A 20,414-nucleotide genomic window follows, 5' to 3' on the forward strand; every position below is an offset into this window, starting at 1 on the left:
CGCGGACACGGAATAGCAGCTCTCAGGCCCTGGCTCCGGCCTCACGTACCGATCCACAAAAAAGGGGACCCGAAGGTCCCCTTTTCCTTGTCAGTGGCCCGCAGGCAGCATCTTGTCCGGTCCTTTGGTGAACCCGGCTTCGAGGTTGCCGGTAGCGCCGGGAACGGTGGGATCCTTGATCTCTTCCAGCGGCTTCATGTGTTCGGTCTCCACCGCCTTGATCGCTGCCGAAGGTGCCGCGCCGGGCGCCTGCACCCGCCAGACCACGCCTGCGGTATCGTCCGTGACGAGCAGGCTGCCGGTCTTGTCAAACGCCAGCCAGGTGGGGCGGCCGCGCGTATGCGAGGCGTCCTTCAGGAAGCCCGAGAGCACGGGGATCGGCTTCACATCCTGCGGATTGCCATTGGCATCGAAGGGCACGAAGACCACGTCGTAACCCACCGCCGGACGGCGATTCCAGGAACCGTGGCGAGCGACGAAGGCGCCATTGGCAAACTTGCTGCCCATGCGGTTTCCGCCGCCTGCGAAGACCATACCGAGCACGCTGGCATGCGCGCCCATCGCGTATTCCGGCTTGCGGGTATATTCGAGCATGTAAGTCTGCATCGGCCACTGCACGCGTTCGTCGAACGTCGTCTTCCAGTAGACCCAGGGCCAGCCATACTGCGCACCCACCGGCACGTTCGTCAGATAATCGGGCACGAGGTCCGGGCCGAGCATGTCGCGCTCCTGCACGGTCGCCCACAGCTCTCCGGTAGATGGATTCCAGCCAAGGCCGTTGGGATTGCGCATGCCGGCCGCGAACTGGCGGCGGCGGGCGGTGTCGATGTCGATCTCCCAGATCGCGGCGCGGCCCGTTTCCGCTTCCATGCCATCATCGGCGATATTGCTGGCCGAACCGACCGTGACGTAGAGATGCTTGCCGTCTTGGCTGAGCAGCAGGTTGCGCATCCAGTGGTTTCCGGCCGGCGGCAGGTCCATCATCGTGCGCAGCGGCTTGCCGTCCAGCTTGGTGGCGCCGGGCTGGAAGGCGAATTCGAGAACCTTGTCGTGATTGGCGATGTAGAGTTTGCCGTTCTGGTAAGCCATGCCCGAGGGCGAATGCATGTCGGCGGCGCGGAAATCGAAACGCTGTTCCGCTTTGCCATCGCCGTCCGCGTCGCGCAGCAGCACGATCTTGTCGGGCGAGGCCTCACCGGCGCCCACCTTGTTGAACATCCAGCCCATCACCATGCCGGTCACGCCCTTGGGCTTGTTGCCGGCGGGCGCATTGGTTTCCGCTACCAGCACGTCGCCATTGGGCAGAGTGAGCATGGTGCGGGGATGGTCGAGACCTTCGGCGAAGCGGGCCACGGCCAGCCCCTGCCCTGCCTTGGGTGCCTCGCTGGCAGCCCAGCCCACGGGCTCCAGCAGCTTGACGCTGGGAATCCATTGCGGGTCCGGCTCGACCAGCTTGGGATCCTTGCCCACCGTGTCGTCGAACGGGAGGTCGGATGTGTTGGAGTACTGGGACCAGGCGATCACGCCGACGACGGCGAGAATGACCACGACGAGGGCCAGGGCGACTTTCGTGAGAATGGAGCGCATGCCCCTGAAATAAGCCGGTCCCGCCTATGCGGCAACAGGGACTTGGAGTAACGGAAGGGTCATGTACGACTTTGCTCCCCGGGGCGATCAGCCCAAGCCCGAACTCTATGCAGACCTTACCTCGGCCGCCAAGGCCCTGGTGCAAGGCGAACCGGACGGCGTGGCCAACATGGCCAACGTTGCCGCGCTGATTTGGCAGTTCCTGCCCGAGCTGAACTGGGCGGGATTCTATCGGAATATCGCGGACGAACTGGTGCTCGGTCCCTTCGTGGGCAAGCCCGCCTGCATCCGCATCCCCTTGGGCCGCGGCGTCTGCGGCACGGCGGCGGCCAGCGGCGAGACTCAAGTCGTTCCCGATGTCCATGCTTTCCCCGGCCATATCGCCTGCGATGCCGACAGCCGCTCCGAGCTGGTGGTCCCAGTCATTCGCGATGGCAAAGTCGTGGCGGTGATCGACCTCGACAGCCCGATTGCCAATCGCTTCGACCGCGAGGATGCCGAGGGCATCGAGACGCTCGCAGGCATCATCGCATCTTCGATCTGATTCCTGCGGTCTCTCGACGGGGCTTTTTCGTGCCGTCTCTCGACGGGACTGGCCGGCGAGAGCGGGAAGCTTGGCCTTTCGCGGCTCATGGTGCTAAACAGTCCGTTAACAGACGCGGCTAATGCCCATGATCCCGTGAAAAGGCCCAGCGAATGCGTAAGACCCTCAGCACCGCGAGTCTCGCCCTTGCCCTGCTTTCCAGCACTTCGGTAGCCTTTGCCGCCGATGACCAGGCCGGCGCGGATTATCTTCGCGGCACGCCGCAGGGCTCTTCCGCCAGCACCCACGCGATTCGCTACGAATTCGATCCTGCCCAGCGCGATGCCTGGCTGGCCGATTGCCATGGCAAGGTCGCAACAAGCGGTCGGCCCCGCTCGGGAACTTACCGCGAAAACCAGGGCGCGAGCGGCGAGTGCGAAGCGTATCTCGATGACTATCTCGCCCGCTACCGGCAGGGTCAAGTCGCGGTGCCGGTCTATGGCTATGCGGCTCCCGGCTATGCTTACGTTTATCCAGCCCAGTCGATGCGGATGGTATCGATCCCCGTAATCCAGGCCATCGACGGACGCGGCGAACCTATCGCTTATGCCGAGGAAGCCGGCGTTCGCCCCGCTCGCCGAACGATCCCTCGCCGCAATCCCGCCGCAGCCGAGGCTTCCGGCGAGGTCTACGAAGCGCAATAGGCCAAAGAAAAGCGGCGCCCGAACCGAGGTTCAGGCGCCGCCCAATCTTTCCGAAACCCGGCCGCTCAGATAGATCCGCCGGTGAGGCGCTGGCAGATCAGGTCGAGCTGGTCGAGCGTGGCATAGCGGATCGTCACCGTGCCTGACTTGGGATCGGCATCGGCGTTGATCTTCACCGGCAACCCTAGAAACTCCTCAAGGTGGCTCTGCACCGCGACGATGTCGGCATCCTCATGTGGGTTGCGAGCAGTGCGCGCCCGGCGCGGAGCAACATCGCCGCGCGCCTTCTTGCGAACCAGCTTCTCGATCTCGCGCACTGACATCTGCTTGGAGATTGCGGCGTCGGCAATCTCCTCGGCATCGTCGCAACCGATGAGCGCGCGGGCATGGCCCATGGACAGGCTGCCCTTCTCGACCATCGAGATCACACCGTCCGGCAGCGCGAGCAGGCGCTGGAAGTTGGCGACATGGCTGCGGCTCTTGTCGACCATGCGGGCGATCTCAGCCTGAGTCATGCCCTCGAATTCCGCGAGGCGGTTATAGGCCCGCGCTTCCTCGATCGGGTTGAGGTCTTCGCGCTGCAGGTTCTCGATCAGGGCCAGTGCCATGACCTCGCGCTCGGTAAGCTCCCGCACCAGTGCAGGAATCTCGTGGAGCTGCGCCTTCTGCGCCGCGCGCCAACGACGCTCGCCCGCCACTAGCTGGTACCGGCCGTTGTCCATCGGCCGCACGATGATCGGCTGAATCACACCGCGATGGGCGATCGAGGCTGCCAGCTCTTCCAGCGCCTCCTCGTCGAAAATCCGACGGGGCTGATCCGGGTGCGGGGTGATGTCGGCAATGGCCAGGACGGCAAGCCCCCCTGCCCGTGGTAAACTGCTACGACCTTCCGACAGGCCGGAAGCGGCCAGAGGTTCCTCACGGCGGGTCTCGCCCAGCAGGGCGCCCAGACCTCGTCCAAGGCCCTTCGGTTTCGCCTTCGAGGCAGAAGCCGAGGGTCCGGGCGCGGCCGTTTCCTGAACGGTCGAATCCTTGACGGGGGGTATGCTGAGGCGGACGATCGATTCGTCGTTCATGCCGCTTTCCTCTTCTCGGGCAGTCGGGTGATAAGTTCGCGCGCCAGGGCCATGTAGGCGCGGCTGCCGGCGCAGGCATGATCGTAGATCAAGGCAGGCACGCCGTGACTGGGCGCTTCGGAAAGGCGCACATTGCGCGGAATGGTGGTCTCGAAAACGAGCTGGCCCAAGCACGAGCGGACGTCTTCCGAGACCTGATCGGTCAGGCGGTTGCGCCGATCGAACATGGTCAGCGCAATGCCGATGATGCCAAGGTCCGGATTGAACCGCTGCTGCACCCGCTCCACCGTCTGGAGCAGCTGGCTAAGTCCTTCCAGCGCGAAGAACTCGCACTGAAGCGGCACCAGCAGGGTATCGGCCGCGGTGAGCGCATTGAGCGTCAGCAGGCCCAGCGAAGGCGGGCAGTCGATCAGGCAGACGTCGTAACCCAGATCGACCCGCAGCGCCGAACGGAGACGGTTGGCGCGGTCGTCCGCGTTCACCAGTTCCACTTCGGCGCCGGAAAGATCGACGGTGGCCGCCAGCAGATCGAGACCGGGGATGCTGGTGGGCATGACGCAATCGGCTACCCGTGCGCGGTCGACCAACACTTCGTAGGAAGTGCGTTCCCGATCGGAGGCCGAAACGCCGATTCCCGTCGAGGCATTGCCTTGCGGATCGAGGTCGATCAGCAGGGTATTCCAGCCAGTCGCAGCAAGCGCGGTCGCGACGTTGATCGCGGTCGTGGTCTTTCCAACCCCGCCCTTCTGGTTGGCGATAGCGATACGGATCACTTGGTCATACCCTTCCTGTCGGCCAGCTTACCGACAATGATGCCTGCATGCGGGTCCGTCAGGGACTGTTCCACGTGGAACATGTGCCGCCACTTGCGAAGGTCTTCCAGTTCTTGCTTTGCCGACCGCCCTTTGGGCAACAGCCAAACCGTGTCGCTTGTGGAAAAACGTGCGGAAATTGTCAGAAGTTTTTCAAGGGGCGCAAAAGCGCGCGCGGAAATCACGCTTGCGGGGAAGCTCTCGACGAGTTCGAGACGTTGCCCGGCGATACGCGCATTATCCAGTCCCATGGCCACGCGCGCCCGATCGAGCCACTCGACTCGCCGCGTGCGCGATTCGACCATGACCACTTCGCACTCGGGTCTCAGCGCCGCGATGACGAGGCCGGGGAAACCGGCGCCGGTACCAAGGTCGATCCAGGGGGAAGATGTTTCACGTGAAACATAGGGAAGAAGCTGCGCGCTATCGACGATATGCCGCAGCCAGACCTGCTCCAGACTCGCAGCGGAAACGAGGTTCTGCTGGCGGTTCTCCTCGACCAGCATGGCGATCAAGGTCTCCAGGCGAACCCAGGCGTCCTCATCGCATTCGGGCAGCTTCCGCAGCCATTCGCGTGCTTCGTCTTCCGTCGTGATCATGCCGCCTCCCTGCGGGCATGGACCAGCAGCGCCGCCAGCGCTGCCGGAGTGATTCCGGGGATCCGCCCGGCCGCCGCGAGACTCGCTGGCCGGGCCTTGCTCAACCTCTCGACCATCTCTCGCGAGAGGCCGGGAATGTCGGCATATGGAAAGTCATCGGGCAAGGTCAGGCCCTCGCTGGCCCGAAGGTCGCGTAGTTCGCGTTCCTGCCGTTCGAGGTAAGGCGCGTAAGCCGCGTCCTCCACCATCTCCTCGATCAAATCCGAGTCTTCCAGCAGGGCCGGATCAAGCCAGGGGGCAAGGCCAGCCACGTCGACTCCGCCGAACCGCAGCCACTCGCGAATGGGAAGCCGTCCGACATCCGCGCGCACCGGGAGACCGGCCTGCGCCAGTTCATGCCCGGTCACTGCGATGCCGAACGCCGTGTCCACTTTGGCCCGATCCTCAAGCCGCCGTTCGAACCATGCCTTGCGCTCCGGGCCGGCTGCGCCGATCTGGATGGCCAGCGGAGTGAGCCGTGTCGAGGCATTGTTCGCGCGAAGACGGAGGCGATACTCGGCCCGCGCCGTGAGCATGCGATAGGGCTCGCTCACGCCGTGAAGGGTGAGATCGTCGATCATCACCGCCATATAGCTGTTGGCCCGGTCCAACGCCGGGGCCTCGCGTCCAAGCACATCCGCAGCGGCATGCATCCCGGCGACAAGGCCCTGCGCGGCAGCTTCTTCATAGCCGGTCGTGCCATTGATCTGGCCTGCGCAGTAGAGTCCCGGCATGCCGCGCAGTTCCAGACTCGTGCGGAGCGCACGGGGGTCGATGTGGTCGTACTCAACGGCGTAGCCGGGAACGACCATCTCCACCCGCTCCAGGCCTTCCATGGTGCGCAGCATCGCAAGCTGCACATCCGCCGGAAGCGAGGTGCTCACACCGTTCGGATAGACCAGCGGGTTATCGAGACCTTCCGGCTCCAGGAATATCTGATGGCGGTCGCGATCGGCGAAGCGGTGAATCTTGTCCTCGATCGAGGGGCAGTAGCGCGGACCGGAAGCACCGATCGCGCCGGTGAACAGCGGGGAGCGGTGGAGGTTCTCCCTGATCACGTCATGGGTGCGCGGGTTTGTCCGCGTGATGGCGCAGAAGACTTGCGGGACCTTGCGTCGCCGCGCCGTGCCGTCCTTGGGCGCCATGGCCGACATCGTCCAGTCCTCGCCATCGGAAGGCTGCTCGTCAAGCCGGCCCCAGTCGATGGTGCGGCCATCGAGACGCGGCGGTGTTCCCGTCTTGAGTCGCGCCATCGGCAAGGCGGCATCGCGCATCTGTGCTGCCAGACGCTGCGCGGAAGACTCGCCGATGCGACCGCCGGTCAGCCGCTCTTCGCCCCGGAACAAGGTGCCGCCAAGGAAAGTACCCGTGCAGAGAATCACGGCACGCGCGGCGACCTTCGTGCCGTCACCCAGCTCGATGCCGACCACCCTGCCCTGTTCGATAACGAGCGCCGCTGCCTCGCCGCCGATCAGGGTGAGATCGCCCTGCTGCTGCAGCAGGTCATGGATAGCCGCCCGAAACAGCTTGCGATCGGCCTGGACCCGTGGGCCCTGAACCGCGCTGCCTTTCGAGCGGTTGAGCATGCGATAATGGATGGCAGCCGCATCGGCTGCGCGCGCGATAAGCCCATCGAAGGCATCGACCTCGCGCACGAGGTGCCCCTTGCCCAACCCGCCGATGGCAGGGTTGCAGCTCATCGCCCCCACCGCATCGAGATCGAAGCTCACCAGAGCGACACGCGCGCCCATACGCGCGGCAACCGCCGCCGCCTCGCAGCCGGCATGGCCGCCGCCGATCACGATCACATCAAAGGAATGCATGGACGATGCGCTTACCCGAAGCGACGAGTCCCGTCAAAGTCGTTGAAAGTGTTTCACGTGGAACATCACTATTTGCCGATGCAGAAACGGCCGAACAGCGCGTCGAGCATGTCTTCGGTGGTGGCGCGCCCTATCAGGGTATCGAAGGCAACCCGCGCCAGCCGCAGCGACTCTGCAACCAACAAAGGATCGCGCTCAAGGACCGCCATGGCCAAGGCGCGCTCCGCTTCGGCCACCAGAGCATGCTGCCGCCGGTTGAGCGCTGCCTCACCCGGCTTCGGCATGGCAACGGAAGCGGTCGCCACTAGGTCGTGCCGCAGCGCTTCCAGCCCCTCACCTGTCACTGCGGACACCCGGTGACGCGGTGCCTGCTTCTGTTCCACGTGGAACAAGTCCTCTTGCGCCGCGATCTCCCAAGCCGCTTCAGGGCCCTTACCTTCCGGCCCCAGCCAGAGCACGAGGTCGGCTTTGTCCAACGCTGCCAGAGCGCGCGAAATGCCGATGGCCTCGATCTCATCGCCGGTCTCATCGCGAAGACCTGCGGTGTCCCCGAACAGGAAAGGTATGCCGCCGAGGGACACGGCGCGGGTCAGGACGTCACGCGTCGTTCCGGCCAGCGGCGAGGTGATGGCGGCTTCGTCTTCCACCAGCGCATTGAAGAGCGTGCTCTTCCCTGCATTGGGCGGTCCGGCAAGGACGACGCGAAAGCCTTCACGCAGCGCTTCCGCGCGCGGCCGGGACATCCATGCCAGAAGTTCGCCGCGGAGACCTTCGAGGCGCTGAATGAAGTCGGCCGGCAGATCGGACACGTCGTCTTCGTCGCCAAAGTCGAGCACGGCTTCTACGGAAGCCGATGCCCTGAGCACATCGTCACGCCATAGCTCCACCTGCCGCGAGAAAGCGCCGCCAGCCATGGCGAGTGCGGAGCGGCGCTGCAGTTCGGTCTCTGCCGAAAGCAGATCGGCCAGCCCTTCCGCTTCGGCCAGATCGATCCGACCATTGGCAAAGGCACGCCGTGTGAATTCGCCCGGCACGGCGCGGCGCAAGCCGGGAATCTCCGCAAGAGCCGTCTCCACGGCCGAAACCACGGCCCTTCCCCCATGCAGATGGAGTTCGGCCAGATCCTCTCCCGTTGCCGTGCGAGGCCCCGGAAACCAGAGAACGAGCGCCTGGTCGAGAACCGCCCCGGCCCAGTCGCGCAAGGGACGATAGCTGGCACGGCGGGGCTGCGGCAGCGATCCGCTCAAGGCTTCCAGTGCCGCTCCGGCGCGCGGCCCGCTGATGCGGACGACGCCGATGGCAGCCGGTGGCGCGCCGCTGGAGAGCGCGAATATCGTGTCTTGAATGTCTTGAGGCATGAGCAACGCGCTACAGGAGCGCGGGCGAGAGGTGAACCCCGCCCAGCATCATACGCCCTCGGCTGCGATCGCTCAGTCGGTCTTCTTGGGCTTGGTGCTGCCGGTAGCGCCGCTCATGGCCATGGCCGCGCCGCTTTCCATCAATTGCTGGAACAGCTTGAGACCGTATTGGCCCATGGGGGCGACCTGCTTGGTCAGCTCCTGAAGCTGGTCGAAATTGCCGACGCCCTGCATCGCCTTGGCCAGCGCATCGACATAGACGTCGTTCGCCTTGGTGACGTCAGGCAGACCGAGGAACCGCCTTGCCTCTTCAGGCGAGCATTCGACCTCGACATTGACCTTCATCACGGCCTCCCATCTGGAATTTCTGCATCCTGCCTGACACATGGCGTTGGCAAAGTCCATCGCTCGTGCCTAACCTCCCGGCAACGTCTGACCGGGCCAAAAGGCTGCCAGGCCCCTCTTCCGCAGGAGACACCCATGACCAATATCGAAATCCCGACTCTCGACGGTGACGGCATGATCCCGGCCTATGTCGCCCGCCCCGAAGGCACCCCGCGCGGCGCCATCATCGTCCAGCAGGAGATCTTCGGCGTCGATGCCGGTATTCGCCGCAAGGCCGATGGCTGGGCCGCCAAGGGCTACCTCGCCGTCGCGCCCGACAGCTTCTGGCGCCAGAAGCCCGGCATCGAACTCAGCCCCTATGTCGAGGAAGAATTCAAGCAGGCCATCGGCCACATGTCTGCGCACGATTTCGATCTTGGCATTCGCGACATCGAAGCGGTGATCCACTGGATCCGCCGCGAGGAAGGCGTGCCGAAAGTCGGCCTCGTCGGATTCTGCATGGGCGGCCGTATCGCCTACATGGTGGCGGCGCGCACCGACATCGATGCCTCGGTGGGCTACTACGGTGTGATGATCGACCAGATGCTGGGCGAAAAGCACGCCATCGCCCGCCCGCTCATGCTGCACATCCCGGTGGCCGACCACTTCGTGGACGCGGCCGCGCAGAAGGCCATCCACGACGGTCTCGACGACCATCCCCGCGTCACCTTGTGGGACTACGAGGGCCTCGACCATGGCTTCGCCGCCGAGATCGGTGCACGCCGCGACGAGGCCGGCGCGGAACTGGCGGACGGCCGAACCGAGGCGTTCTTCGCGGAGCATGTCGGCTAAGCCGATGACGGTTGCCCCGCGCTACGCCGTGCCGCTTGCGGTCGTGATCCTCACGGCCGCCTGCTGGCTGGTTCCATCGTGGCGCTGGGCGCTGATCCTGATGGTGCCGGTGCTGCTGTTGACCGTCTGGGACTTCCTGCAGAACCGGCATGCCTTGCGGCGGAACTACCCGCTGATCGCGCGGGTCCGATGGCTCTTCGAAGACTTGCGCCCTTACTTGCGGGCCTATCTGGTGGAAGGCGACCGCGAAGGCCGGCCCTTCACCATCGAGGAGCGCGGCCTGGTCTATGCCCGGGCCAAGGGCGATGTCTCGTCTCACCCGATGGGCACCGAACTGGATGTCTATTCGGAAGAATACGAATGGCTCGGCCACTCCATCGCCCCCAACGAGAAAGCCCCTGAATCCTGGCGCGTGAGGATCGGCGGAGACCAATGCGCCAAGCCCTATGAAAGCGCCCTGCTCAACATTTCCGCCATGAGCTTCGGCTCGCTTTCGGCCAATGCCATCGAAGCCCTGAACAAGGGCGCGGCCATGGGCGGCTTCGCGCATGACACCGGCGAGGGTTCGATCAGCCGCTACCATCGGACTTATGGCGGTGACCTGATCTGGGAACTCGGCAGCGGGTATTTCGGCTGTCGCCACAAGGACGGCAGCTTCGATCCCGAACTCTTCGCGCGGCAGGCGCAGGACGATCAGGTCAAGATGGTGGAGATCAAGCTGAGTCAGGGCGCAAAGCCCGGCCACGGCGGTGTACTTCCCGGACCCAAGGTCACGCCCGAAATTGCCGAGGCCCGCAAGGTCGAAGTCGGAGAGGACTGCCTCTCCCCCGCCGCCCATTCGGCCTTCTCCACCCCGATCGAATTGCTCCAGTGGCTGGAGCAGCTGCGCGAACTTTCCGGCGGCAAGCCCGCGGGCATGAAGCTGTGCGTGGGGCAGCCCCATGAAGTCATGGCGCTTATCAAGGCGATGCTGGAAACCGGCATCACCCCGGATTTCATCGTCGTCGACGGCGCCGAGGGCGGCACGGGTGCAGCCCCGCAGGAATTGACCGACAATGTCGGCATGCCAATGCGCGAAGGCCTGACCCTGATGCGCAACGCCCTGGTCGGCGCGAACCTCAAGCACCGGGTGCGGCTCGGCGCCTCGGGGAAGATTCACTCCGGCGCCGGCATGGCCCGTGCCTTTGCCCTCGGCGCGGACTGGTGCAATGCCGCGCGGGCATTCATGTTCTCGCTGGGCTGCGTCCAATCGATGAAGTGCCACACCGGCGAATGCCCGACCGGCGTGGCCACCCAGGTTGCCTGGCGCCAGCGCGGCCTCGTGGTCGAGGACAAGGCAGAGCGAGTCATGCGTTTCCAGAGCGAGACCCTGAAGTCCCTGCGCGAGATCGTGGTGGCCATGGGCTACGACGACCCCTGGGGCCTCAGCCAGCACGACATGTATCAGCGCATAGACAGCGCCAAGGCGGGGCCGCTCGACGAGGTCTATCGCTTCCTCAACCCGGGCGAACTGCTCGCCGACCCCGAATCCACCCCGTACGCCCGCGCCTGGCGCGTTTCGCGCGCGGACACGTTCAGAAGAATCTTCTGATCGCCATCTTCAAGGACCTGATGACATGACCACCGGATACAGGATGATCGCCCGCACGCACGGCGGTCCCGAAGTGATCGAGCGGGAAGATTTCGACGTTCCCTCCCCCGGCCCCGGCGAAGTGCTGATCGAAACCGAGGCGGTGGGGCTCAACTTCATCGATACGTACTACCGCAAAGGTCTTTACGCCGATCCGCTGCCGATCAAGCTGGGCTCCGAAAGCGTCGGCCGGATCATCGCGCTGGGTGACGGCGTTTCTGGTTTCTCCATCGGAGAACGCGTGGGCACGACTCATGCGGGTGGTGCTTATGCCAGCCACCGCCTGATCAAGGCCGCGCAGGCGATGCGCATCCCCGAGGCGATCGCTCCCGAGATCGCGGCCGCCGTCATGCTCAAGGGCCTGACCGCCTGCTATCTGGCAGAGGACACTTTCGCGGCCGACAAGGGCCACGTCGCCCTGGTGCATTCCGCGGCGGGCGGAGTCGGTTCGCTGCTGGTCCCCTGGCTGCTCGACCGCGGCGTCACCGTCATCGCCCACACCGGCAGCGCCGAGAAGGCGGCGCAAGTGCCGGGCGAACATGTGCTCCACTGCCCCTTCGCGGAACTGCCGGAAGCCGTACGGGACATCACCCGGGGCGAGATGTGCCATGTCGTTTATGACGGCGTCGGCGCGGCATCGTGGACGGCCTCGCTCGCGTCACTGCGCAAACGCGGCTTCATGGTGACTTACGGCAATGCCTCGGGCCCGGTACCCCCGATCACGCCGCTGGAGCTTATGAAGGCCGGATCGATCTATCTCACGCGCCCGACTCTGGCCGATTACGTCGCCACGCCGGAACAGCTGGCGATCAGCGCGAAGAAGCTGTTCGACCGCATCGCCAAAGGAATCCTGAAGCCGCACATCGGGCAGACGTTCCGCCTGGAAGAGGCCGCAGAAGCGCATCGCGCGCTGGAATCGAGGGCAACTACCGGTTCCACCATCCTGGTGCCCTGACAAGGCTCCACGGCCGATCCTGGGCACACAAAGCCCAACCCTTCCGCAGGTTTCTCGACGATCACCCCAAGGTGGCAAGGAACCGGGCGGCGCATTCAATGCCCCAGAACGGAAAAGGACCCGGAAGGCCGAAGCCTCCGGGTCCTTTTCCGTTTCACGCTCGATCGTATCAGATCAGGGTCACGATCCCGAGCTGCGGATCCACCCAGCCCTCGTAGATCATCTTCACCGCCACGTAGAGGATGACGGCCAGCCCCACCCAGGCGATCCAGCGATAACGCTCGATGTACCGGGCGATGAAGTTCGCGGCCACGCCCATGAGCGCCACGGCGAAGACGAGACCCACGATGAGGATGCCGGGATGATCGCGCGCCGCGCCGGCGACGCCGAGCACGTTGTCGATCGACATCGAGATATCCGCCACCGCAACCGAGATGGCCGCTCCGGCAAAGCTCTTGGCAGGGCGCACGCCGGAGTTTTCGTCACCCTCGATCTCGGGCGAGCCGGGATGATTGCCGCCGTGGATCTCGCGGTACATCTTCCACGCCACCCACAGCAGCAGCAATCCACCCGCGAACACCAGCCCGACGATGCCGAGCAGCCAGGTGACGATCAGCGCGAAGCCGATGCGCATGACCAGCGCGGCGATCACGCCCAGGGCGATGACCTTCTTGCGCTGGTCGGCCGGGAGACCGGCGGCCAGGGCACCCACGACAATGGCGTTGTCGCCCGCCAGCACCACGTCGATCATCAGGACCTGGAGGAACGCCGAAAAAGCGGCCGGCGTCCCCAGGTTCGAGAAGTCGTTGACGATGTGCTGCCAGATCTCTGCCGGACCGCCCATGGAGGACGTCGCCACCAGTGTCTGAAGGATGCTCAAGCCCCCCAAAGTCTCCCAAGCTCCCCTTTACTGATTCATCGTCGAGAAGAAGTCCTCGTTTGTCTTCGAGTCCTTCATCTTGTCGAGCAGGAACTCCATCGCGTCGACGGTGCCCATCTGCATGAGGATACGGCGAAGGACCCACATCTTGGTGAGCTGATCCTTGGGAACCAGCAGCTCTTCCTTGCGGGTGCCGGACTTGCCGACGTCCAGCGCCGGGAAGATGCGCTTGTCCGCCACCTTGCGGTCCAGGACAATTTCCGAGTTACCGGTGCCCTTGAACTCTTCGAAGATGACTTCGTCCATGCGGCTGCCGGTATCGATCAGCGCGGTGGCGATGATGGAGAGCGAACCGCCCTCCTCGATGTTGCGCGCGGCGCCGAAGAAGCGCTTGGGGCGCTGCAGGGCGTTGGCGTCCACACCGCCGGTCAGCACCTTGCCCGACGAAGGCACCACGGTGTTGTAGGCGCGGCCGAGACGGGTGATCGAGTCCAGCAGGATCACCACGTCACGCTTGTGCTCGACCAGGCGCTTGGCCTTCTCGATCACCATTTCGGCGACCTGGACGTGGCGCTGGGCGGGTTCGTCGAAGGTGGAGGAGATGACCTCGCCCTTCACCGAACGCTGCATGTCGGTGACTTCCTCGGGGCGCTCGTCGACGAGCAGCACCAGCAGGAAGACTTCCGGATGGTTGTCAGTGATGGCCTTGGCCATGTTCTGCAGCAGCACGGTCTTACCCGTGCGCGGCGGCGCCACGATCAGGGCGCGCTGGCCCTTGCCCTGCGGCGAGATGAGATCGATCACGCGGGCCGACTTGTCCTTGACCGTGGGGTCCAGGCAATCGAGCTTCAGGCGCTGATCGGGATAAAGCGGCGTCAGGTTGTCGAAGTTGACGCGGTGGCGCACCACGTCCGGATCGTCGAAGTTGACGCTGATGAGCTTGGTGATGGCGAAGTAGCGCTCCCCGTCCTTGGGGGCGCGGATTTCGCCTTCGACGGTATCGCCCGTGCGCAGGCCCCATTTGCGGACCTGGTTCGGCGAAACGTAGATGTCATCGGGTCCGGCGAGGTAGTTCGCCTCGGGGCTGCGCAGGAAGCCGAAACCGTCAGTGAGCACTTCGATGGTGCCCTGCCCGATGATTTCCTCGCCGTCCTCGGCCACTTCCTTGAGAATGGCGAACATGAGGTCCTGGCGGCGCAGCGTCGAAGCGCCTTCAACGCCCAGTTCCTCAGCCATTTCGACCAGTTCGGCCGATGATTTCTTCTTGAGTTCTTTAAGATGCATTTGTCTGGATTCCGGATGGAAATGGTGTGTCGGCCGGCGGGATCGAAGGGCTTGGGGAAAGCGGATCCGGGCAGGAGAATGGGCTCGCCGCCCTATGCCGGAACAGGGCCCAGATAAGCGTTCGCCGGGCCTCGGTCAACGAGTCAATCCGCCAAGCGGCGTGTGGGCGGGCCGAATGGATCGGGCCTCAACGCGGCGGCGAATGAAGCCGTTCGAGTCCCCTGGATCGTAACGGGGGAGCGCAGAGGTTTCTTGAGTCGCTTCTCTGCGGACCGGTCGCTGTCGGTGGCGCGGGCCCGAAACAAGGCCGCGGTGTGGGATTAGAACCGATTCAGAACGGCTTCACGACCACCAGGATCACGATCACGGCGGCGGCCAGCCCCGGAATCTCGTTCAGCAGGCGCAGCTTTCGGCCGGTCAGCGGACGCTCGCCGCGCGCCAGCTTCTTGCCGTAGCCTACCAGCCAGCCATGATAGCCCGAGAGGCCCAGGACGAAGAGCAGCTTGGCGTGAAGCCAGCCCTGGTCCCACGCGCCCATGGCAGTGGCGGTGGCGATGCCCAGCACCCAGACGAGGATCAGCGAAGGCGTCAGGATGATCTTGCGCAGCTTGGCTTCGCGATCGATCCAGCGTGCTTCCTCTGCCGAGCCCGGCTCCGCTTCCTGGTGATAGACGAAATAGCGCGGGAGCATGAACAGCCCGGCCATCCAGAAGATCACGAAGATGACATGTCCGGCCTTGAGCCAGAGATAGAGCATGGAAAGCACTTCCTGCATGAGTCCCACGAGTCTGATGGTTCCGGGGCGGCCCTCCTGCACTCTTGCCCTGCTTCGGGCAAGACGATTCCGTCCGTGAATCAGCCGATTAATCCGCTTCCGGGCGGTCGATCGCTGGGCAGGGTGCGGGAGGGATGCCTGTTGAGGGCCGCCGCCGGAATGGGCCTATCGCGACCAGTTCCGGACGATGCCGAGTAGCTTCTCCACGTTCTCGATCGGCGTGAACTGGCCGATTCCGTGGCCGAGATTGAAGACGTGTGGCCGGTCGGCAAAGGCATCGAGCACGCGGTGGACCTGACTCTCGAGGTCCTCACCGCCCGAAAGCAGCAGCAGCGGATCGAGATTCCCCTGCACCGGCAGGCCCGCCGGCAATTCCCGCGCCGCCCAGATCGGGTCGATGGTCTCGTCGATTCCGACCGCGTCGACACCGGTCTCGCGGGCATAGGATGCCAGTTTTTCGCCGGCCCCCTTTGGGAATCCGATGATCGGAGTCTCGGGATGGCGCGCTTTCACCGCAGCGACGATCTGCGCATTGGGAGCAATGACCCAGCGCTCGAACTGAGCGGGAGAGAGCGACCCTGCCCATGAATCGAAAAGCTGGACGGCTTCCGCACCGGCTTCGATCTGGCCGCTGAGGTAGTCGACAGTCACCCCCACGATAGCCTGGATGATCGCCTGGAACGCCGTAGGGTCGCGATAGGCCATGGCGCGGGTCTCATGCTGATCCCGGCTGCCCTCGCCTGCACACATGTACGTGGCGACCGTCCAGGGGCTTCCTGCAAAGCCCAGCATCGTCTTGTCGGCATCGAGTGCGGCGCGAACCTTGCGCACGGTTTCGTAGATCGGGGAGAGGCGATCAGGCACGGCAAAGAGACTCTCCAGCGCGCTGTCGACCAGGCGCGGAGTCAGCCGCGGACCTTCGCCGGCCAGGAACTGGAGGTCCTGCCCCATGGCGTAAGGCACGATCAGGATGTCCGAGAACAGGATCGCGCCGTCGAATCCGAAGCGGCGGATCGGCTGCAGGGTGATCTCGGCGGCTGCGTCGGTATCGTAGACGAGGGCCAGGAATCCGCCCTTTTCGGCGCGCAGGGCACGGTATTCGGGAAGGTATCTTCCGGCCTGGCGCATCAGCCAGACCGGGCGCTTGCTCGTGTTCGTTCCGCGCAGGTTTTCGAGAAGGAGGCCAGGCATCGAGATTCAGGTCCGATCAAAAAAATAAAGATTCTTAGAAGGATGATGGAGTCTGTTGGTCCTGTGGATATCGGGGACGATTGAATCTTGCCCGAATTATTCCACGGTGAACAGGTTCAAATCTGCGCGGCGACTCTCCACGGAGTCTGAGTCAAAGACTCTTTATCCCGGTTACCCACAGGGTGTGGGCGCGAATTGAATCATGTTTACGACTCTAGAGATTGAATCGGTTCAACGGGGAGGAAAACCGGGATCCGAGTTGTCACCGGACTAGTCCCGTGGTTTATGCCGGGACATATCCACAAGCCGCCGGGAGGTCTGGCGGCTCCCTCGCGAAAGACTCTGGAAAAGCCTCGAATGGCGCGATTTCATCTCCACCTGCTCTCGGATTCCACTGGCGAAACGCTGGAAATGATAGCCAAGGCCGCCCTCGCCCAGTTCGACGATTCAGACGTCCTGCGGCACTTCTGGCCGATGGTGCGATCCCAGCAGCACCTCGACCGGATCATGGGCGAAATCGCCGCCAATCCCGGACTCGTCTTCTTCACTCTCGTGAACGAGGAAACGCGCGGCAGGCTGGAAGAGCGCTGCCAGCAGCTCGGGCTGCCGGCGATTGCCGTGCTCGACGGTGTCACCGATGCCCTGGAAGCCTTGCTCGGCCAGGAGGCCAAGGGGCGTCCGGGCCGGCAGCACCGCCTGGACGACGCCTATTTCGCGCGCGTCGATGCGATTCAGTTCACTATCGCTCATGACGACGGCATTGCCTGGGAGGACTGGGAAGAGTCCGATATCGTCCTGGCGGGAGTCTCGCGCACCAGCAAGACGCCGACATCGATCTACCTCGCCAACCGCGGGTACAAAGTGGCGAACATCCCCATCGTGGTGGAGAGCCCGCCCCCGCCGCTGCTGTTCGGCCTCAAGCGACCGCTGGTCGTGGGCCTGACCACCGCGCCGGAGCGCCTGATTCAGATTCGCCGAAACCGTCTGCTCTCCCTCAGCCAGTCGCCGGATACCGATTACGTGAAGTCCGATAGGGTGGAGAACGAGTTGAAATACGCGCGCCGCATGTTCGCGGACAATTCCTGGCCGGTGATCGACGTGACGCGTCGCTCGATCGAGGAAACGGCCGCGGCGATCATCAATCTCTATAACGAGCGCAAGGCCGAAGGGACGCAAGGTCCGGTCGGCCCCAAGCCGATCTGACTTCACGGGAAATCGACATGATCGTCCTGGCATCTCAAAGCGCGTCGCGGCGCGCCATGCTCGAAGCCGCAGCCATTCCGTTTCGCGCGCAGCCCGCGCACGTCGACGAGCGCGCCATCGAGGCGGGGCTTTCCGGCAGGCCGCCCGCCGAGATCGCCCTGCAACTGGCGCGGGCCAAGGCGCTGGCGGTATCCGATCAGGCGCCTGGAGAGCTGGTGCTCGGCAGTGACTCGCTGGTCGAGTGCGCTGGCCGCCGTTTCGACAAGCCCGCCGATCGCGAGGCTGCCGCCGAACATCTGCGCTTCTTCTCCGGCAAGGCGATGAATCTCCACAGCGCCGCCGCCCTGGTGCGCGACGGCGAGGTCCTCTGGGCCGAAGACGCCGTGGCCTCGCTCCATGTCACGACGCTTTCCGAAGCATTCATTGCCGATTATCTCGATGCCGAATGGCCCGAAGTGGCAGGCTGCGTGGGCGTTTTTCGTATCGAAGCCCGGGGCGTGCAGCTGTTCGAGAAGATCGACGGCGACTATTTCACCATTCTCGGCATGCCCCTGCTCAAAGTGCAGGCGGCGCTGCGCCGTCTCGGAGAAATCGCGCAATGACTCTGCCTCATGCCGAAGTGATCGGCGATCCGATCGGACAATCCAGGTCCCCGGTGATTCACGGATTCTGGCTGGAGAAGCTCGACCTTGAGGGTCGCTACGATCGGCATCTCGTTCCGGTCGAAGGCCTGGCCGGCTATCTCGACGAACGCCGCGGCGATGCCGCCTGGCGGGGTTGCAACGTCACGATGCCGCACAAGCTGGCGATCGTGCCCCTGCTCGACAGGCTGGATCCGCTGGCGGCCAGGATCGGCGCCGTGAACACGGTGGTGCGCGAGGCGGATGGCTCGCTGACGGGCTACAACACCGACGCTCCGGGCTTTCTGGAGCCGCTGCAGCCCTTGCTCGACCAGACTCACTTGTTCCGTATGGCGCGCGTGCTGGGTACCGGCGGCGCTGCGCGGGCGATCGTCGCGGCCCTGGCGGAGCGCGGCTTCGTGATCGTGCTGGCCGGGCGCGATGCCGCCAAGGCGCGGGCCATGCTGGACGAGTTGACCGTGCAAAAGGACCATCACGCCATCGACCTGGCGCATTTCGCCGATCCCACCGACTTCGCCTTCGACGACCGCGAGCAATGCCTCGACATCATCGTCAATGCGAGTCCGCTGGGCATGGCCGGGCAGCCGCCCCTCGCCTTCGATTTCAGCCATGCGCCGCCGCGCAGCGTGGCCTATGACATCGTCACCAGTCCGCTGGAGACGCCGTTCCTTCAGGATGCCCGCAAAGCGGGACTGGAAACGGTCGACGGCCTGGCGATGCTGATCGGCCAAGCCGACGTCGCCTTCACGCGTTTCTTCGGGGTGAAGCCGCCTCGCGAGCATGACGAGGAACTGCGCGCGCGGCTTCTGGCATGAATCGCGCCGCGGCCCCGAAGATCCTGGGCCTCACCGGCTCGATCGGCATGGGCAAGTCCACCGTGGCCGGGATGTTCCGCGCTCTCGGCGTGCCGGTCTTCGATGCGGATGCCGCCGTTCACGAATTGCAGGGCCCGGGCGGGTTGCTGGTCGCGGCGATCGAGGCGGCCTTTCCGGGCACCACCGGCCCTGAGGGGGTCATTCGTCAGAAGCTGGGCGCGGCCGTGTTCGGAGACAAGGCGGAACTGGCGCGACTCGAGGGCATCGTCCACCCCGCCGTCGCGGAGGCGCGGCGCCGATTCATGGCGACGCATGGCCGCGCGCCGCTGGTCGTTTTCGACATACCCCTGCTTTACGAAAAAACGGGCGATCGCGGGCTTAACGGGGTGGTTGTGGTCTCGGCTCCGGCAGAGGCCCAGCGTGCCCGCGTGCTCGCGCGGCCGGGCATGACGGCGGAGAAATTCCAGCAGATACTGACCCTTCAGGTTCCGGACGCGGAAAAGCGCGCGCGCGCCGATTTCGTCATCGATACCGGGACCACACTGGAGGAAACCCGCCGGCAGGTGGGCCGCATCGTGGATGCGCTGGCCGGGTCAGAATAATCGCCTCAGGGCCTTGCGAAGTGGGCCGGGCAGGCAGATATGGAGAGGGATGAGAGAGATCATCTTCGACACCGAGACTACAGGTTTCGACCCCAGGAACGGGGACCGGATGGTGGAGATCGGCTGCATCGAGATGGTCAACCGGGTGCCCACCGGCCAAACCTACCACGCCTATTTCAACCCCGAACGCACGATGCCCGCTGAAGCCGAAGCGGTGCACGGCCTGTCCGATGCCTTCCTGGCCGACAAGCCCCTGTTCGGCAGCTGCGCCCAGGCCTTCGTGGACTTCATCGGCGACGCGCCGATGATCGCGCACAATGCGGGGTTCGACTTCAACTTCATCAATTTCGAACTCGCCAAGTGCGGCTTTGCCGAAGTCTGCCTGACGCGGATGGTCGATACCGTGGCGCTCGCCAAAGTGCGGCATCCCGGCGCCAAGCTGTCTCTGGACGCGCTTTGCACGCGCTACGGAATTGATCGAAGTCATCGTACCAAGCACGGCGCCTTGCTAGACGCCGAGCTGCTCGCGCAGGTCTATGTGGAGCTGAGGGGCGGTCGCCAGATCGGCCTGGAGCTTCTCGCGGAAACCGCCGAAATCACGACGGAGGCGCGCATTCTCATTCGAAAGGATCGCCCGTTTCGTCAGCCGCGTCCCCACGCGGCTACCGACGAGGAACTTCTTGTTCACGCAGAGTTTCTCAAGTCGGTCGATGCCCCGCTCTGGGGCGCCTGATTCACAGC

At 64.5% G+C, this 20,414-nt stretch carries 21 protein-coding genes; 10 read left to right on the forward strand and 11 right to left on the reverse strand.

Annotated features, from left to right (window positions below):
* Positions 1 to 90: 90 nt before the first annotated feature.
* Entirely contained in the window at positions 91 to 1,587 is a 1,497-nt protein-coding gene (locus EDF57_RS14850; RefSeq protein ID WP_134094820.1) for a PQQ-dependent sugar dehydrogenase, read from the reverse strand.
* 61 nt (positions 1,588 to 1,648) lie between these two features.
* Between EDF57_RS14850 and EDF57_RS14855 the strand changes: the two genes are divergently transcribed.
* Together EDF57_RS14855 and EDF57_RS14860 are read left to right on the forward strand one after the other, a co-directional pair.
* The gene (locus tag EDF57_RS14855; RefSeq protein WP_134094821.1) at positions 1,649 to 2,131 is read left to right on the forward strand and encodes a GAF domain-containing protein; all 483 of its coding nucleotides are present in this window, start codon (positions 1,649 to 1,651) and stop codon (positions 2,129 to 2,131) included.
* A 152-nt stretch (positions 2,132 to 2,283) separates the two neighbouring features.
* Positions 2,284 to 2,814 carry a hypothetical protein gene (locus EDF57_RS14860; RefSeq protein WP_134094822.1) on the forward strand — a complete coding sequence of 177 codons (531 nt, stop codon included), beginning with the start codon at positions 2,284 to 2,286 and terminating at the stop codon, positions 2,812 to 2,814.
* Positions 2,815 to 2,879: 65 nt separating this feature from the next.
* Here the strand turns inward: EDF57_RS14860 and EDF57_RS14865 are convergent, their stop codons facing one another.
* From EDF57_RS14865 to EDF57_RS14890, 6 genes are all read right to left on the reverse strand, one after another.
* Positions 2,880 to 3,890, reverse strand: coding sequence for a ParB/RepB/Spo0J family partition protein (locus EDF57_RS14865; RefSeq protein ID WP_134094823.1), 1,011 nt, complete (start codon positions 3,888 to 3,890; stop codon positions 2,880 to 2,882).
* Complete coding sequence (locus tag EDF57_RS14870; protein ID WP_132264304.1) at positions 3,887 to 4,663, reverse strand: AAA family ATPase; 777 nt, start codon at positions 4,661 to 4,663, stop codon at positions 3,887 to 3,889. Before EDF57_RS14870 ends, EDF57_RS14865 begins: the two co-directional genes overlap by 4 nt.
* Positions 4,660 to 5,301: a 16S rRNA (guanine(527)-N(7))-methyltransferase RsmG gene (gene rsmG, locus EDF57_RS14875; protein WP_134094824.1), complete on the reverse strand. Its 642-nt coding sequence runs from the start codon at positions 5,299 to 5,301 to the stop codon at positions 4,660 to 4,662. The genes EDF57_RS14870 and rsmG overlap by 4 nt, the downstream gene beginning before the upstream one ends.
* Positions 5,298 to 7,163 carry a tRNA uridine-5-carboxymethylaminomethyl(34) synthesis enzyme MnmG gene (gene mnmG, locus EDF57_RS14880; protein WP_134094825.1) on the reverse strand — a complete coding sequence of 622 codons (1,866 nt, stop codon included), beginning with the start codon at positions 7,161 to 7,163 and terminating at the stop codon, positions 5,298 to 5,300. Before mnmG ends, rsmG begins: the two co-directional genes overlap by 4 nt.
* Before the next feature lie 68 nt (positions 7,164 to 7,231).
* Positions 7,232 to 8,509 carry a tRNA uridine-5-carboxymethylaminomethyl(34) synthesis GTPase MnmE gene (gene mnmE, locus EDF57_RS14885; protein ID WP_134094907.1) on the reverse strand — a complete coding sequence of 426 codons (1,278 nt, stop codon included), beginning with the start codon at positions 8,507 to 8,509 and terminating at the stop codon, positions 7,232 to 7,234.
* A gap of 84 nt (positions 8,510 to 8,593) precedes the next feature.
* Complete coding sequence (locus EDF57_RS14890) at positions 8,594 to 8,866, reverse strand: DUF6489 family protein (RefSeq protein WP_134094826.1); 273 nt, start codon at positions 8,864 to 8,866, stop codon at positions 8,594 to 8,596.
* A gap of 135 nt (positions 8,867 to 9,001) precedes the next feature.
* On the opposite strand from EDF57_RS14890, the gene EDF57_RS14895 reads away from it, so the two are divergent.
* Genes EDF57_RS14895 through EDF57_RS14905 form a run of 3 tightly spaced genes read left to right on the forward strand, consistent with a single transcriptional unit; the run spans position 9,002 to position 12,282 of the window.
* Entirely contained in the window at positions 9,002 to 9,697 is a 696-nt protein-coding gene (locus EDF57_RS14895) for a dienelactone hydrolase family protein (RefSeq protein ID WP_134094827.1), read from the forward strand.
* Positions 9,698 to 9,701: 4 nt separating this feature from the next.
* On the forward strand, positions 9,702 to 11,288 hold the full coding sequence (locus EDF57_RS14900) for an FMN-binding glutamate synthase family protein (RefSeq protein WP_134094908.1): 1,587 nt from the start codon (positions 9,702 to 9,704) through the stop codon (positions 11,286 to 11,288).
* A 25-nt stretch (positions 11,289 to 11,313) separates the two neighbouring features.
* Positions 11,314 to 12,282: a quinone oxidoreductase gene (locus EDF57_RS14905; RefSeq protein ID WP_208324874.1), complete on the forward strand. Its 969-nt coding sequence runs from the start codon at positions 11,314 to 11,316 to the stop codon at positions 12,280 to 12,282.
* Positions 12,283 to 12,451: 169 nt separating this feature from the next.
* Here the strand turns inward: EDF57_RS14905 and EDF57_RS14910 are convergent, their stop codons facing one another.
* The 4 genes from EDF57_RS14910 to hemE all read right to left on the reverse strand — a co-directional run bounded on the left by EDF57_RS14910 (position 12,452) and on the right by hemE (position 16,412).
* Positions 12,452 to 13,126 (reverse strand): TerC family protein, encoded by a 675-nt coding sequence (locus tag EDF57_RS14910; protein WP_132265254.1) that lies wholly within the window; start codon positions 13,124 to 13,126, stop codon positions 12,452 to 12,454.
* Positions 13,127 to 13,189: 63 nt separating this feature from the next.
* Positions 13,190 to 14,446 (reverse strand): transcription termination factor Rho, encoded by a 1,257-nt coding sequence (rho, locus tag EDF57_RS14915; RefSeq protein ID WP_132264295.1) that lies wholly within the window; start codon positions 14,444 to 14,446, stop codon positions 13,190 to 13,192.
* 331 nt (positions 14,447 to 14,777) lie between these two features.
* A complete protein-coding gene (locus EDF57_RS14920; RefSeq protein WP_132265252.1) occupies positions 14,778 to 15,221 on the reverse strand; it encodes a CopD family protein in 444 nt (147 codons plus the stop codon).
* A 165-nt stretch (positions 15,222 to 15,386) separates the two neighbouring features.
* Complete coding sequence (gene hemE, locus EDF57_RS14925; RefSeq protein ID WP_134094828.1) at positions 15,387 to 16,412, reverse strand: uroporphyrinogen decarboxylase; 1,026 nt, start codon at positions 16,410 to 16,412, stop codon at positions 15,387 to 15,389.
* 357 nt (positions 16,413 to 16,769) lie between these two features.
* Between hemE and EDF57_RS14930 the strand changes: the two genes are divergently transcribed.
* The 5 genes from EDF57_RS14930 to dnaQ are packed head-to-tail and all read left to right on the forward strand — an operon-like array spanning position 16,770 to position 20,406.
* Positions 16,770 to 17,615, forward strand: a complete 846-nt coding sequence (locus EDF57_RS14930; protein ID WP_132264292.1) for a pyruvate, water dikinase regulatory protein — start codon at positions 16,770 to 16,772, stop codon at positions 17,613 to 17,615.
* 17 nt (positions 17,616 to 17,632) lie between these two features.
* Complete coding sequence (locus tag EDF57_RS14935) at positions 17,633 to 18,217, forward strand: Maf family protein (protein WP_134094829.1); 585 nt, start codon at positions 17,633 to 17,635, stop codon at positions 18,215 to 18,217.
* Positions 18,214 to 19,071 carry a shikimate dehydrogenase gene (locus EDF57_RS14940; protein ID WP_134094830.1) on the forward strand — a complete coding sequence of 286 codons (858 nt, stop codon included), beginning with the start codon at positions 18,214 to 18,216 and terminating at the stop codon, positions 19,069 to 19,071. Before EDF57_RS14935 ends, EDF57_RS14940 begins: the two co-directional genes overlap by 4 nt.
* On the forward strand, positions 19,068 to 19,673 hold the full coding sequence (coaE, locus tag EDF57_RS14945) for a dephospho-CoA kinase (protein ID WP_134094831.1): 606 nt from the start codon (positions 19,068 to 19,070) through the stop codon (positions 19,671 to 19,673). Before EDF57_RS14940 ends, coaE begins: the two co-directional genes overlap by 4 nt.
* 49 nt (positions 19,674 to 19,722) lie before the next feature.
* Complete coding sequence (dnaQ, locus tag EDF57_RS14950) at positions 19,723 to 20,406, forward strand: DNA polymerase III subunit epsilon (RefSeq protein WP_132264285.1); 684 nt, start codon at positions 19,723 to 19,725, stop codon at positions 20,404 to 20,406.
* Positions 20,407 to 20,414: the final 8 nt, after the last annotated feature.

It is taken from the genome of Novosphingobium sp. PhB55, assembly GCF_004368805.1.
In the GTDB taxonomy this organism is placed as follows: Bacteria; Pseudomonadota; Alphaproteobacteria; order Sphingomonadales; family Sphingomonadaceae; genus Novosphingobium.